This is a genomic window from Bradyrhizobium sp. CCBAU 11386, assembly GCF_028128955.1.
In the GTDB taxonomy this organism is placed as follows: domain Bacteria; phylum Pseudomonadota; class Alphaproteobacteria; order Rhizobiales; family Xanthobacteraceae; genus Bradyrhizobium.
The window spans coordinates 66,651-80,695 of sequence record NZ_LBKA01000253.1; the positions used below are offsets into that span (position 1 = coordinate 66,651).

Below are 14,045 nucleotides of genomic sequence, written 5' to 3' on the forward strand. Positions count from 1 at the left end.
AGCCTGCGGGATGGTGCTTGCTGATCTTGGCGCGGACGTCATCAAGATTGAACCATCCTCGCTCGGCGACAATACGCGTCGCCTGACGGGATCGGCGAAAGGCTTTTTTCCGACCTTCAATCGAAACAAGCGAAGTCTGTGCATCGACATCAAGCGTCCGTCAGGCCTAGCGCTAGTACGGCGGCTGGCGACCGGATCGGACGTGCTGCTCGAAAATTTCCGTCCCGGCGCGATGGATAAACTCGGTCTGGGCCGCCCAGCGCTGTCTGCCATCAACCCGCGCCTCGTTTATTGTTCGTGTAAGGGCTGCCGGGCCCGTATGAGCACCGCGCGGCGCTGGACGAAGTCGTGCAGATGATGGGTGGCTTGGCATATATGACCGGTATGCCCGGCAAGCCTATGCGAGCGGGTTCGTCCGTAAACGACATCATGGGCGGCCTGTTTGCGGTAATCGCGGTGATGGCTGCTCTTCGAGAGCGGAACGTCACCGGCAAGGGCGGCCTGGTACAATCAGGCTTGTTCGAGACCAACATGGTACTGGTCGCACAGCACATGGCTCAAGCTGCGATCGATGGAAAAGATCCTCCTCCGTTTGGCGAGCCCGGCTTACCAAAGCCTTGGCCAATCTATGACGTATTCGATACGGCCACCGCGGGTGCACAAGTATTCGTGGCAGTCGTGACGGAGACCCAGTGGCGCGCGTTCTGCGATGCATTCGAGCTTTCGGAACTTCTGAATGATCCTGGTCTGGCGACCATGGTCCAGCTTGCAGGAGCCCGGTCAAGATTGGTCCCTCGAATAGCGAAGCTGTTTGGCGCGTTGTCAAAGGCCGACCTCATGAACCGGTGCGAAGCGCTCGGCCTGCCATACGCGCCGATCTCACGCCCGGCCGAGCTGTTCGAAGATCCCCATTTATTGGCATCGGGCGGCCTGCTTCCGACCGAGCTGACCAGCGCCGAACATCCCATGGGCGGAAAGTTGACCAACTATACCGGGCTGCCGGGCTTGCCGATCTCATTGCCGGATGGCCGGCCGGGCCTGCATCGACAACCGCCCAGGGCTGGGGAGCATGGAGCTGAGATTCTCGCTGAAGCAGGACTAGCTGAAGCCGAAATCGCCGCGCTCGTTGCAGAAGGCACGTTGACGATCCGGCCAAGGATTGCAGAGGCGGCGGAATAGCCCGCCGCGGACGATAAGCGCCGAACAATAAGGGCGCACCGCCGAACGCAAAGAAAATCTAGAGGGAAGGAAATGAGATGAGTGTCGCCTATGACGCTGCTATACCGATCACGCAAAATCCTGCCGCTTCATCGGCGACGCCGGCCGATATAGCAGCTCGAATAGATCGACTGCCGGCGACCAAGTCGCTTTGGAAACTTGTCGCCCTAATCGCGCTGGGAGCGTGGTTCGAAGCTTATGACCTGTTCTTCACGGGCTACATCGCGCCGGGACTGGCGAAGAGCGGGATTCTCACCGAGACCACGCAGGCATTCTTCGGATTCGCGGGGATCGGCGCGTTTGTCGCGGTTACGTTCGCCGGCTTGTTCATCGGCACGTTTTTTCTGGGATTTCTTTCCGATCGTTACGGGCGCCGTTTCGTCTTCACATACGCCCTCTTATGGTATACGGCCGCAGCCGTCATAATGGCCTGCCAGACCTCTACGGAAGGCCTGCTCGTATGGCGGTTCATTGCCGGCATCGGGATCGGCGTCGAGCTTATCACGATCGACGCGTACATCAGCGAGATGGTGCCGCGGCACATGCGCGGTAGGGCATTCGCATTTTATTCGGCGATCGCATTTTCGTCCGTTCCGATCATAGCCCTGCTTTCATGGCAATTGGTTCCGATCGCGCCATTCGATATCGAAGGTTGGCGTTGGGTGGTCGTAATTGGCTCGGTCGGGGCAATCATCGTTTGGTACATTCGCCGAGTCGTGCCGGAAAGTCCGCTGTGGCTCGCTCAGAACGGCCGCGGCGAGGAAGCGGACCGTATCGTTGCACTGCTCGAGTCCGAGGCGATCCGGGAATTCGGTCGGCCGCTGCGGGACCCCACGCCTTCCGCCGCTACCGTCAGAAAAGTGAAAGCCGGCCTATCGGAGGTCTTTCGGCCGCCTTACCGGTCGCGCCTGATCATGCTCGTTGTGTTCAACCTTTGCCAGGTGATCGGTTACTACGGCTTTGCCAATTGGGTACCAAGTCTTCTTGTGGCAAAAGGTATTGGCGTGACCAAAGGATTGGCCTATGCCGCGATAATCGCGGTAGCCAATCCTTTGGGACCGCTCTTGGGAATGACGTTTGCTGACCGCGTCGACCGCAAATGGGTCATCGTTGGCTCGGCGCTTGTTGTTGCTATAGCGGGTGCGGGCTTCTCGCAATTCACGGAGCCGGGCCTCCTTATTCTTTGTGGGGTGCTTATAACCCTGGCCAACACGATCCTGTCATACGCCTACCACGCCTATCAGGTGGAAATATTCCCCACGGCCATTCGAGCCCGCGCCGGCGGAATCGCATATTCTTCAAGCCGCTTCGGAGCAATGTGGTCGGGCTTCCTGATCGCATTCTTTCTCCGGGATTTCGGAGCAACGGGCGCATTCGGACTAATAACAGCTTGCATGCTCGGCGTTGTCTTCGTGATCGGCGTATTTGGGCCCTCAAATAAAGAAATAGACTCGGATCAGGGACGCTAATTTCGCGAGAACGCTCGACCGATTGAAGTTGATCGTGCCGATATCGCAGGACGCTTACCCAGAAGTGCGAATGATAATCTGAGACAGGGGGCATGGGAACGAACACTTCATGTGTCCCAAAACGCGGGCGGCGCGCGCCGCACCGGCGCTCGATACGGATAGTTGTTACGCCACGGCGATCTACTCCGAAAGTCACCTCGCCCTGACACAATGAGTAGGTTGACCCGGCAGGCCACAGTGAGTGAGGATCGGCGTAATATCGCTCAACTAGCAACGCGAGCCCGGCAAGAGGTTATTCTGCCAATAGCCATAGGGCTACCCTGCACAGAGGCGAGTTCTGACTATCGATCGTCGTCTCGGATCGATGATGGATGGCGGCAGAGCGACGTGACTCGGATCGTCATGAACGGGTAGAGCGGCAGATCGCATAAAATCTCATGCAATTCTTGCGCGTCGGAGACGTCGAATATGCAGAGGTTAGAATATCGCCCCGCCACGCGCCACAGATGGCGCCAGACGCCTGTCTTTTGCAATTCCTTTGCACGTTCACGCTCTACTTGCTTTAGCTCGTCGACCTTGCCAGCCGGAAAGGCATACGGAAATTGCTGCCGGACGTGCCGAGTTCGGTCGAGGCAGACTTGCTCAACTATCAGGGTCGAGACTTGGTTCGCGCTCGACGGCCCGCCAGCCATGCCGGACGGCGTCGACGCCAAGATCAACGCTGCCCTCAATGCCGTGCTGCAGGAACCCGACGCGGTCGGCCAGTTCACCAAAGTCGGCCTCGAGCCGCGTCCGACGAGCCCGGCTCAAGCCGCTGCTGCTCAAGAGGGAATCGGACAGGTGGGGAGATGTCATCCGCCGAATGGGACTACAGGTGGAGTAGCCCCCAGTCGACGGCAGTGTTCGGCGCCACAGCGAGCAACGCGACGGCGCACAAAAGGAGTGCAGCCTCACGAGCTGCGCCAAAAGGAGTAAGCAGGCAATGAAAGCACTGGCAAGAATCGGCGTCATAGCACTCGCTCTCTGCGCCTCGCCTCATTCGGGGGCGTTGTCCGCCACAGCCGGTTCACTTCCCCAAGGGCCCATCGTTGGTGACCAGGACTTGTCGGCGTTCTACCGCTGGACCGGCACTTTACCTGAGAAGCCGGGTCTCTTGCTGCGCGAAGAGCCGATGCCCGATCAGCCTGAGATCGTCGCGGCCTCGACGGCTAGAAGGATCCTTTACACTTCGACGGATGCAAGATGGCGGTCCGGCATCATTCCGGTCAGCGGCACGCTCTATCTTCCGAAGCGAGCCGCGCCGCAAGCTGGATGGCCGCTCGTCGCCTGGGCGCACGGCACGCTCGGCGTCTCCGACAGGTGCGCCCCCTCCTGGAGCAGGCATCGACCCCGTGACGGCGCATACATCAACAACTGGCTGGAACAAGGTTTTGCTGTCGTTGCAACCGACTACCAGGGCCTCGGCGGCCCCGGCCCACACCCTTATCTCAACTGGGAAGCGGAGGGACGCTCGGTGCTCGATGCGGCAAGAGCAGCGCTCGACCATTCGAAGGGGCAGATCGACAACGCCATCATCATCACAGGTCAGTCGCAAGGCTCCGGCGCCTCGCTCGGCGCGACGCGTCTGGCGTCCTCTTACGCGCCCGACCTCAAGATCAAGGCATCGATCGCAACCGGCATCGTTTCCCGGTTTCCCGCGGCAGACAAGAAGTCTTCAGGCGAGCAGACTTTTGCACGTTCGCTTCCCCCGCAAATCACCATTCTCATGATGCTCGGCGGCGCTCTCGGGGACGACGCGATAAAGCCGGACGACCTCGTTACTGAGGTGGGGAAGCCACTGCTGCAGGCCGCCCGCGAGGGATGCAATGCGGAGCTTGCACAGGTCGTTCGCAGCAACGGCCTGACCATGGCGAACAGCCTGAAAGATCCAGAGATCGCGGATCGCCTGGACGCCGTCATAGAAATGAGTCCGGTTCGAATGCCGGTACCGGTCCTTCTCGCTACAGGTCTGGCCGACAAGCTGATACCGCCGCAACGCCAATATGCTGCTGTTGCAGCACTATGCGCCGCCAACAGCAATGTGGTTTGGAAGACTTATGCCGGCGTGACCCACAACGGAACGGTGCATGCAGCCTACTCCGACGAACTTGCATTCGTTCAGGCCTCCCTGGCCGGAAGCCCGATCCAGTCCAATTGCGATTCGATTTCCGATCCGGGATCGCCAGGAGAGCCCCTACCCGGTTTCAAGTTCAACGATTGATGGCCAGCCACGGAGAAGAACGATGCGCTCATTGACACGAAGAACCATCGCCGGCTCAGGACTGGCGGCTGCTCTCTCTGTCTCGCCGTTGCTGCGGCGAGCCGAAGCGCAGACTTGCCGCTGTCTCGCAGGCTTTCTCTTACCTCTTTGAGCTAAAGCCACAGTCCTGACGAAGGCGATCGGGCGCTGCAGCGACATGTTTCATCCCTTCATTTTGGCACGATTTGTGACCATATTGGCAACAAAGAAGGTTCGTCGCGCTGTAGCGCTACCGCCTCTTGCGAAAGCAGCCGGAGGGAGGAAGAAATGGCTCAAACCGACGCTAACTCGTATGTCCGTGGTGGGGCGGATGCGCCGCTCAGCCATCTCACGATCGCGGCGTTGCTCGCTGAGACCGCCGCTCGATTCCCCGACCGTCTGGCCGTAGTATTCCGCGAGCAGGGCGTCCGCTGGAGCTGGAAAGAGTTTGCGAACGAGATCGAGGCGTTTGCCGCCGGGCTGCAGGAGCTCGGCCTTCGCAAGGGTGATCGCGTCGGGATCTGGTCGCCCAACCGCGTCGAATGGCTGGTGACGCAATTCGCGACGGCACGGCTCGGCCTCATCCTCGTCAATATCAATCCTGCCTATCGCCTTTCCGAGCTGGGTTACGCGCTTGGCGTATCGGGATGCCGGGCTGTCGTCTCCGCCCAGGAGATGAAGACTTCGAAGTACCTCGAGATGCTCGAGACGGTTCGTCCCCAATTGCCCGGGCTGGAATGGATTATTCGGATGGGCGAAGGCCGCACGCCGAACATGTTGAACTATACCGACGTTCTGGCGAAAGGGCGCAACACCACAATTCGCGAGGACTCTCTAGACTGCCACGATCCGATCAACATCCAGTTCACCAGCGGAACCACCGGCAGCCCGAAGGGCGCCACGCTCACGCATCATAATGTGGTGAACAATGCGCGTTTTATCGCGCAAGCGCTGAATTTCAGCGAGGCGGATCGGCTCTGCATCCCGGTGCCGCTCTATCATTGCTTCGGAATGGTTCTGGCGGTTCTCGCATGCGTCAGCACGGGCGCGACCATGGTGTTTCCGGGCGAAGCGTTCGATCCAGCCGCGGTTCTGGCCGCAGTTGCGGAGGAGCGATGCACGGCGCTGCATGGGGTGCCAACGATGTTCATCGCCGAACTCGCGCATCCCGATTTCAAGACCTTCGACCTGTCTTCGCTGCGGACCGGAATCATGGCTGGCTCTCCATGCCCGATCGAAACCATGCGGCAGGTGGTCTCCGAGATGAACATGAGCGAGGTGACCATCGCTTACGGCATGACGGAGACGTCGCCGGTATCATTCCAGAGCTCGACATCCGACCCGCTGGAAAGGCGGGTGGCAACGGTCGGGCGTATTCAGCCGTGTCTCGAAGCCAAGGTGATCGACAAGAACGGCCAGATCGTCCCGCGCGGAGAGACAGGTGAGTTGTGCGTGCGCGGTTATTCCGTCATGCGCGGCTATTGGGACGACCCGGTGCGGACGGCGGAAGTCATCAAGGATGGATGGATGCACTCCGGCGACCTCGCGATTATCGACGACGAGGGCTACTGCAACATCGTAGGACGCGCCAAGGACATGCTGATCCGCGGCGGCGAGAACGTGTATCCGCGCGAGATCGAAGAATTCCTGTTTCGGCATCCCAAGGTGCAGTCTGCGCAGGTCTTCGGCGTTCCGGATCAGAAATACGGCGAAGAAATATGCGCCTGGATCGTACTCAAGCCGGGCCACGATTGCACTGAAGACGACATCCGCGAGTTCTGCCGCGGCCAAATCGCCCACTACAAGGTGCCCAGATACATTCGTTTTGTCGAAGAAATGCCGATGACGGTCACCGGCAAGGCCCAGAAGTTCGTGATGCGTGATTCGATGATCAGGGAACTTGGTTTGACCGTAAGCCAGACTGCTTAAACGGTGTGTCCGACTTTACCCCACCCGACCGACCAAGCAAGAGTCGAGCGAGGAAGAAAGACGGATCGCATCGACGTTCACAAGCTGGCCGACGAGGCCCGGTTCAACGGCTCCGATCGAGGGCAAGGCCACGCTTATGACGGCGAGGCGTACTAGGGCCTCCGTCCGCCATCGCCGCGCATTGAGGGACCGGATGGCCGAGAGTGCCCCAGATGCAGATGATTGGCGGCCTGCAAGCAATGAAGAACAAGCACTCGTGGAGTGCTGACGGTTGATGTCGATAGTCACGCATGACTTGGCGAGTGATGCCCGCGATCAGCGAGGGCTCGCCTTCGTCGCGGTGCTGGTCGGCCACGCGAAACCAATTCCAGCACTTGGAAGGATTGGCGCCGCCAGGCTGTGCCGGATAGACCACCAGGCATTTCTGTTCCTCCGCGATGAAGTTCATTCTGGTGCCGGCTGCGAAATCGTCCGGCGACTGCGTGCAGCCGTGAAGCATGACGATCAGCGGGTACACTTGATCTCGTTGGTAGCCGCTGGGGATGAACAGCTTGTAGGTCCGGCTTCCGGCGTCGTTGCTGTAGGTGCCGTTGATGAACTTCGTTCCTTCCGGCACGATGTTGGTAATCGATGCAGGCGCGTGCTTGGCGCCCCTGCGCGCTCGCAAGACTCCAGAGATCGAGATCAGGAAGCGGGTCAGCGAAGCCGCCGACATGCTCGGCATCGGAAATCTCCTGCAGCGCTATCCGCGTCAGCTCTCGGGCGGACAGCGTCAGCGGGTCGCCATCGGACGCGCCATCGTCCGCAAGGCGGACCTGTTCCTCTTCGACGAACCGCTCTCGAATCTCGACGCTCAACTGCGCGACGAGATGCGGACCGAGATCAAGCGTCTGCATCACGAGATCACGACGACGATGATCTACGTCACCCACGATCAAGTCGAGGCTATGACGCTCGCCGACCGCATCGTGCTGCTCCGCGATGGAAAGATCGAGCAGCAAGGGGCCCCGCTTGAACTGTTCGAGCAGCCCCGTACGGGCTTTGTGGCTGGCTTCCTCGTGTCTCCGTCGATCAATCTCGTCCCGGCGACCCTCAAGACAAGCGGCGGCTGCGCCGCAGTTGTGTTTCAGTCCGGCGGTGCGCTGACGCTTCCGAGCGCAAGAGCCAAATTGCTAACAGGTGCGGATGGCCAAGAAGTTCTCGTCGGCATTCGACCCCAGCACTTCAGCCGGGCTGGCGGCGGACCTCTGCGCGACGGGGTGGTCGCCTATTCGGCCGTTGCCGATCTCATTCAGCCGACGGGGACCCGTACATTCACCACCATCAAGATCGGCGGCGTCGATGCGGTCGCGGAGCTCCAGGCTCATGACGTCGGCAGCCATGGCGAGCGGATCGACCTCGCCATCGACCTCAATCGCGTGGTGCTGATCGATCCGGCCAGCGGCCTGGTCATCTCGTAACGAGCGCCGGCAATCTGGAGAAAGGGAGGAAAAAATGGCGTCGAGACTGTTTGCCACCGGAACTGGAGCGCCGGAGGGGCCGGTGTGCCTGCCCGATGGATCGATGTATGTGACCGAAATGTCAGCGTCGACCCTTTGCGTCACACGGCTTGATCCTCGCGGCAATCGCAGGGTCATCCGGACGACGGGTGGGCGTCCGAACGGGTTGACGACTGATGGCCACGGCCGGATCTGGATCGCGGAGGCAGGCCTCCGGGCGCTGATCTGCATCGACGAAGGCGGAAACGAGATCCGGCGCATGCAGGGCGAAGGTACGGACCGCTTCCTATTTCCGAACGATCTTTGCTTCGGCCCGAACGGGCTGCTCTACATGACCGACTCCGGCATGGCCGCGGAGGACTTCATCAATGGTCAGGCCTTCGTCGACGGCTATATGGACCTTGATTGGGACGGCCGTGTGTATGAGATCGATCCGGCGGCCATGAAGGTGGCTTTGTCTCGGCTACAAGGCGAAACGCGCGTTGAGAGGCGCTACGAGCTAGGCGACGTGGCAACCTGTTTAGGAAAGCTTGCGATCGATCGAGCATTCCCATTGCTCGGCTCCGGCGAGGCAGGAAGGGCTCGAATCTAGGACCCGCTAAATAATCAGCGCCGGCCAAGCATCCATCGACTTTGATGAGTTTGTGTATCCTCGGAAAACGGACTTTCCGGAATATCACGTTGAGGCGTCGAAGACCGCCGTCGGCGCTCGACTGTGAGCGATCGCTTCGGAAGACAGGAGGCCGATCTGCAAGTCACTGATTCGAAGCGAAAAATACCGATCGCACAGTATTATGCCTGCATTATACTGGCGCGATAATACGCTCCCGTAGGGCAGAGTTTGATGAAATGCTGCCCTTCAGTTCCGGCAAATGACCGCGCGACGTGGAGGCGTCAGTAAGGACGATCCGCTGATTAGAAAGACCGCAGTGCTTTCGACTAGGTCGAAAGCCCGACGCCAATCCCCTCTCGAAACAAGAACCTGATACCCTTGCCCTCGTAAAATTTTCGGACGTCCCGCCGCGTCCGCTCCTGCACGGCTGAAGGATCCCGCTCAAGCCTAACTATCGTCGTTCGCGTGAGTGAGGTCTCCGCAGCCACTTCGTCTTGGCTCAAGTCGAGCCACGATCTAGCAGCGCGAAGTTGGGATCCGCTGATCTTTTCCTCGTTAACCATGCCTAACGAAGTCTTAACGAACAAATTGTCCTAAGGCGGACTTTCTGGTAAGAAGAATACACCGATTTCGCTGCAAAGGGATTAACTTGCGGCTTGATTAAACGAATCCTTGCGGCCCGTGAGGCCTGCTCTGTTCCACTCCTCAGTCCAATGTCGTGACCGCGCCGGTCGGGCGCGGACAAAACCGCATGCTTTTCTGGGAGGCGCCCCGGCGAGTTCTGGCGACGACCCGTGATCAAATCCTTGCGGGGCGACGGCGCCCGCAAGCATCATCAAGGCTGTGCCTACTTCATTGCACAACCAGTTTTCATTTCAAGCACGCCTCGTCACCTCACAACGAGGGCATCGGCTCAACCCGTCATATGGAAGCGGCATGACCAGAAATTCAACCTTTGATAGTTGTCTCGAACCAATCACACGGGATCTGGCGAGACTGAGAGATGATATCCTCAAGCTGAGAGAGGCTGATTGGCCGTCCGAAGAGTGCATCCGCCTCTGGCCTCTGCTGGCGGATTGGTCTTACGCCTCTCGCCCGGCACCGTGCTTGGTGGGAACCGTCGATGGGCATCCTCTCATTCGCCGCGGAACGCGCGTGCACACTTCCGAACTAGTGCTGGTCGATCCAGCGCTACGCTGGGCACGAACCTGGACAAAATTCTATCGTCTCGGCCAGCGAGGCCTTTAGACACATCGGCTCCGGGCATCCACAACTGAGGTCACCGGCGCCAATTCTTCCACCTGACACCCACCAATGATCGAACGGGAGTATCGCAATGCTCACGAAGCATTTGTGCGACCAATCTTACACGATTCACGAGATCTCCTCCTCAGTCGGCGCGGCGGGCCGCGCCCAGATCAGGAGCCGTTCAATCTCTCCGTTGCATTGGTGGCGAATCCGCCCGCCTCACGAAATGGATTTGCTCGACGTGCGTACCATCCGCTCGGAGCTGCTGAAGCTCGATGTTTGCGCCCATCACAGCTGGCTGAACGCTGTGTTGGGCGACGCAGCGGCAGCGATTGGCATCGCGCTTGCGGCCCTGCGAGACTGCGGGATGACCAACCCGCTAGTCGATGCCGCGATGTCGACCGTAGTCTGCTGCGCCCTCGAAGGCGACAAAGCCGGCGTCACTGTCGTCTTGTCGGCCCTGCGACGTCGGCAAAGGATTGACAACCGTTGCTGCCGGCTGGTCACGGCGTGGGCGCAGCAACAGTGACAAGAACACGCCGTCAGCTATCGCGCGTCCGAATCCACCCAACGGCCTTTCACGCAAAGCGAGGCATCACCTCAATGCGAATTCTTCCTATTTCAGACCTTCACCTTGAACGAAATGATCTTGGCAACGTGCCCGCCCTGGACCCGACTTTCGACGTACTGGTCGTCGCCGGGGATATTTGGGAGGGACAGCCTGAAAAAGCCGTCCAGAGCATCGTGAAGCTCGCCCAGGGAAAACCGGCGATCGTCGTGCTTGGCAATCATGATTATTACACGACAGGATTCGGAGACAAGCGAACTCTGATGGATATGAACCGCCTGTTTCGCGAAGAAACCCATCGCCAGAATTCATACGCCAAGAAGGACCTCGTGACGGTGCTTAGCCCGGAAAATCCGGTCTTTGAAGTCGAAGATGTGAGGTTCGTCGGCGTGACACTGTGGACCGACTGGGCGCAGAGCGGTCGGTGGGCTTCCGAGGAACTCCCTGAAACCGCAGCAGCGTCGTCTCGCTTCATTGCTGGTAATTGGCGCAATGGTGTCAAGGAGTTTGGTGCGATCCGGACGGAGCACGGCCATTTCACGCCATACGACTTTGTCGCCGAACACGCCCGCAACAAAGCCATCCTCCTCGACGAATTGACCGGACATGAACAAGGGCCGACCGTGGTCGTGACCCACCATTCTCCACTGCCGCATGCCGCGGACATCTATCGCGACTATTCGGTGCCGTGGTGGACGCCTGCATTCTACTGCTCTGACATCCTGCCGATGCTTTCGGAGAGCCTGCTTCCAGACCTCTGGATCTTCGGCCACATCCATGCGCCATTCGACGCCTACTTCGGTCGAACTCGCGTCGTCTGCAATCCATTTGAAGGCGGGCAGTTCTCGCCGAACCTGGTCCTGGAGGTTGAGGCACCTGACCAAGACGATCAAGCCTGATTGCCACCTCTTCAGTCATACCGCCAGCGACCGCAGCGCATCGAGTGTTGAGAATTGCGGTTGAGTTATTCCCCGGGCAGCCGAGCATTGGCTCGCACCCTCGCAGTGGCCGAAGTCATCAATGTTAGCGACCTAGCGGACACAAGCGAACATCGCGTGCGAGCGTGGCGAGGAGATAATCCCCGCTCCGGCCCGGCCGCTTGGTCGCGCGACGCGCGCATCGAAGGACACTATCGCAGATCGACAGTCTGGTCGCTGCTCGACAAATCACTGGTTGGGCTGCGTCTCTGAGCCAAGCACCCTAACGCAGGACGTCATCAGCGTCCGAATGAATGTCGGACGCGCAAGGACGCTGGTAACTTTTCCGTGATCATGGTCTTAAGTGGCCACGAAATCCGCCTGCTGGCAGCGGGGGGTCTGTCAACAAATTTGGCCCAGCGCTTCTTCCCGCACGGCGCCAATGAGAGTCGAGATTACTCCGCATTTATCCATCGAATCCTAACGCTTCGACCTGCTCGCATCCTCGAGACACGAGCGGGTTTTGAATCATTCTGTGAAGCCATCGGCACAACCGACTCGCAGGATTCAATTTTTTTGTTTCGAGCCCATTCCGAATTACCGATCGGCGAGTCAACTTTCGCTCATCGGCGCAGACGCCGCGGTTTCACTGGAGCTGACGATGAACAACTGACACCTCACGAAAAAGCGGACGCCCTTTAGCCGAGGGCGCCCGCTCTTGGTCGACTAGGAAAGAAGACCTGTCCTCACCGGACAATGAGAGACTCGCACGTTGCGCAGCGACACGCAAGCCTGCTCGCTTTCCTGGTTGGTCCATCCACTCCATCCGTTTCTTTGAGAGCAGCCGCTCCGGCATCGAGCCGGAGAACGCTCCCCTTTTGCCTGGAGGCCAACTTGGACTTTTCTGAACCCACTCAACCCAGCCGCGCCTCGCGAATGCCGGCGCTGAAAAGCCGCGGCAGCTGTCGCGGATTCGCGATCCACCAGAATCGCACCGTCGTGTTCGAGTCCCACCTCGAGCTCATGGTCATGTTCCTGTTCGCCATCCGACCGGACGTGGCTGAGATCATCGACCAGCCGGCGTCTGTCAGCTTCATTGATCGCGATGGGAAGCTGCGGAGGCACACGTTCGACTTCCTGATAATCCTCGCTGGCGGGCTGAAGATCTTCATCGCCGTCAAACCGGAAAAGAGGGTCGCGCAGTCCGGCATCCGCCAGACGATCAGCCTCATTGCGGAGCAGCTCGCGCCCGGCATCGCCGATCAGATCGCCTTGATCACGGATCGAGACTTCACCCGGGCTGATCGGTTCAACGCGCAGCAGGCTTTTGAGTGCGCGCGCTTCCCGATCCCTGAGCACGACGACCTCATTGATCGCATGACGGAGAACATGATCGGCTCGGCCAAGATCGCCGACCTGGTGGACACCTCCGGACTCGGCGGCATGGGCTTCCGCGCCGTCGTGCGCCTCTTGGCGAGGCGTGTGCTCGCGCCCACCCAGCCGAGCCGCCGCATCACCCCCGACAGCTACGTCGTTCGCCGCACCAGCTAAACGGAGCAACCCCAATGAACAACCTCGTCACCAAACTCGCTGACATCTTCACCGAACGGTTCTCGAAGCTCCTTGAGGAGCAGCTCGCATCAAACATGTCCATTCCGGAATTCAAAGATGGCGCCGTCGAATGGACGACGTTCGTTATCGGGCAGCTCGCATGCGCGTATGCGTTTCGGTGGACGTTGCTCAAGATGCACTTCAAGGCCATCGCCTCGCGCAAGTGCAGCGCGTGGCTGCGCTTCATCGGAGCTAGAACCTGGGAGGACGACGACATCGTCGGCTACGTGACGGATGACGAATAGGTACTGCCATCACATTCGTTTTCAAACCCAACACACTGCTGCGTTCAAACAGAGACTTGACATGAAATACCTGAACTATTCACCGCTGCGCCCGTGCTACCGAGACCCAGCCGAGGGGTTAGAGCCGTTCATCCCGACGGCCGTCGCTGAACGGCACGAGTTCATGCGCCGGATGGCGGAGACGCTTCGCCTGAACGGCGGGTCCCCACCGGCTCCTGGATCGGACCATTGGAACAGCTTCGTCGCCGGAGTGGAGGCTGCATTCACCGCCATCTATTTCGATACCCACGCCCGCATGTTCTCGCGGGCCGTGAACGGCTCCATCCAATAGCAGGAGCCGCCGATGACGCTTCTCCTGAATCGACCCAGCATGCCCGCGACGGATCTGATCGCCGAACCGTAGCTGCGCTCCGCTCGGCCTTAGCTTCAAATTCTTCGACTCATCGCGCA

General features: G+C 59.6%; 13 protein-coding genes and 2 pseudogenes. 12 read left to right on the forward strand and 3 right to left on the reverse strand.

Annotated features, from left to right (window positions below; all coding sequences use genetic code 11):
* Positions 1-10: 10 nt before the first annotated feature.
* Both XI09_RS34765 and XI09_RS34770 read left to right on the forward strand, forming a co-directional pair.
* Positions 11-1,179 (forward strand): annotated as a pseudogene (locus XI09_RS34765) (CaiB/BaiF CoA transferase family protein).
* Positions 1,180-1,256: 77 nt separating this feature from the next.
* Positions 1,257-2,687 (forward strand): MFS transporter, encoded by a 1,431-nt coding sequence (locus XI09_RS34770; protein WP_271570898.1) that lies wholly within the window; start codon positions 1,257-1,259, stop codon positions 2,685-2,687.
* A gap of 341 nt (positions 2,688-3,028) precedes the next feature.
* Here the strand turns inward: XI09_RS34770 and XI09_RS34775 are convergent, their stop codons facing one another.
* Complete coding sequence (locus XI09_RS34775; RefSeq protein ID WP_442869640.1) at positions 3,029-3,457, reverse strand: muconolactone Delta-isomerase; 429 nt, start codon at positions 3,455-3,457, stop codon at positions 3,029-3,031.
* Between the two features lie 332 nt (positions 3,458-3,789).
* Between XI09_RS34775 and XI09_RS34780 the strand changes: the two genes are divergently transcribed.
* Both XI09_RS34780 and XI09_RS34785 read left to right on the forward strand, forming a co-directional pair.
* The gene (locus tag XI09_RS34780) at positions 3,790-4,947 is read left to right on the forward strand and encodes a lipase family protein (RefSeq protein ID WP_271570899.1); all 1,158 of its coding nucleotides are present in this window, start codon (positions 3,790-3,792) and stop codon (positions 4,945-4,947) included.
* A gap of 306 nt (positions 4,948-5,253) precedes the next feature.
* Complete coding sequence (locus XI09_RS34785) at positions 5,254-6,894, forward strand: AMP-binding protein (RefSeq protein ID WP_271570900.1); 1,641 nt, start codon at positions 5,254-5,256, stop codon at positions 6,892-6,894.
* 256 nt (positions 6,895-7,150) lie between these two features.
* On the opposite strand, the pseudogene XI09_RS34790 reads toward XI09_RS34785, so the two are convergent.
* Positions 7,151-7,525, reverse strand: a pseudogene (locus XI09_RS34790) (alpha/beta hydrolase family esterase); the annotation flags it as partial.
* Between the two features lie 82 nt (positions 7,526-7,607).
* Between XI09_RS34790 and XI09_RS34795 the strand changes: the two are divergent.
* Positions 7,608-8,354, forward strand: a complete 747-nt coding sequence (locus tag XI09_RS34795) for an ABC transporter ATP-binding protein (RefSeq protein ID WP_271570901.1) — start codon at positions 7,608-7,610, stop codon at positions 8,352-8,354.
* A 34-nt stretch (positions 8,355-8,388) separates the two neighbouring features.
* Complete coding sequence (locus XI09_RS34800; RefSeq protein ID WP_271570902.1) at positions 8,389-8,985, forward strand: SMP-30/gluconolactonase/LRE family protein; 597 nt, start codon at positions 8,389-8,391, stop codon at positions 8,983-8,985.
* Between the two features lie 347 nt (positions 8,986-9,332).
* Here XI09_RS34800 and XI09_RS46250 read toward each other — a convergent pair whose 3' ends face one another.
* The gene (locus XI09_RS46250) at positions 9,333-9,569 is read right to left on the reverse strand and encodes a helix-turn-helix domain-containing protein (protein ID WP_442869641.1); all 237 of its coding nucleotides are present in this window, start codon (positions 9,567-9,569) and stop codon (positions 9,333-9,335) included.
* Between the two features lie 373 nt (positions 9,570-9,942).
* Between XI09_RS46250 and XI09_RS46255 the strand changes: the two genes are divergently transcribed.
* From XI09_RS46255 to XI09_RS34825, 6 genes are all read left to right on the forward strand, one after another.
* The gene (locus XI09_RS46255; RefSeq protein WP_442869642.1) at positions 9,943-10,254 is read left to right on the forward strand and encodes a DUF6634 family protein; all 312 of its coding nucleotides are present in this window, start codon (positions 9,943-9,945) and stop codon (positions 10,252-10,254) included.
* 88 nt (positions 10,255-10,342) lie between these two features.
* Complete coding sequence (locus XI09_RS34805) at positions 10,343-10,783, forward strand: hypothetical protein (RefSeq protein WP_271570903.1); 441 nt, start codon at positions 10,343-10,345, stop codon at positions 10,781-10,783.
* 74 nt (positions 10,784-10,857) lie between these two features.
* Positions 10,858-11,721, forward strand: a complete 864-nt coding sequence (locus tag XI09_RS34810) for a metallophosphoesterase (RefSeq protein WP_271570904.1) — start codon at positions 10,858-10,860, stop codon at positions 11,719-11,721.
* A gap of 954 nt (positions 11,722-12,675) precedes the next feature.
* A complete protein-coding gene (locus XI09_RS34815) occupies positions 12,676-13,290 on the forward strand; it encodes a TnsA endonuclease N-terminal domain-containing protein (protein ID WP_271570905.1) in 615 nt (204 codons plus the stop codon).
* A 14-nt stretch (positions 13,291-13,304) separates the two neighbouring features.
* Positions 13,305-13,595 carry a hypothetical protein gene (locus tag XI09_RS34820; RefSeq protein ID WP_271570906.1) on the forward strand — a complete coding sequence of 97 codons (291 nt, stop codon included), beginning with the start codon at positions 13,305-13,307 and terminating at the stop codon, positions 13,593-13,595.
* A gap of 61 nt (positions 13,596-13,656) precedes the next feature.
* A complete protein-coding gene (locus tag XI09_RS34825; RefSeq protein WP_271570907.1) occupies positions 13,657-13,926 on the forward strand; it encodes a hypothetical protein in 270 nt (89 codons plus the stop codon).
* Positions 13,927-14,045 lie beyond the last annotated feature (119 nt).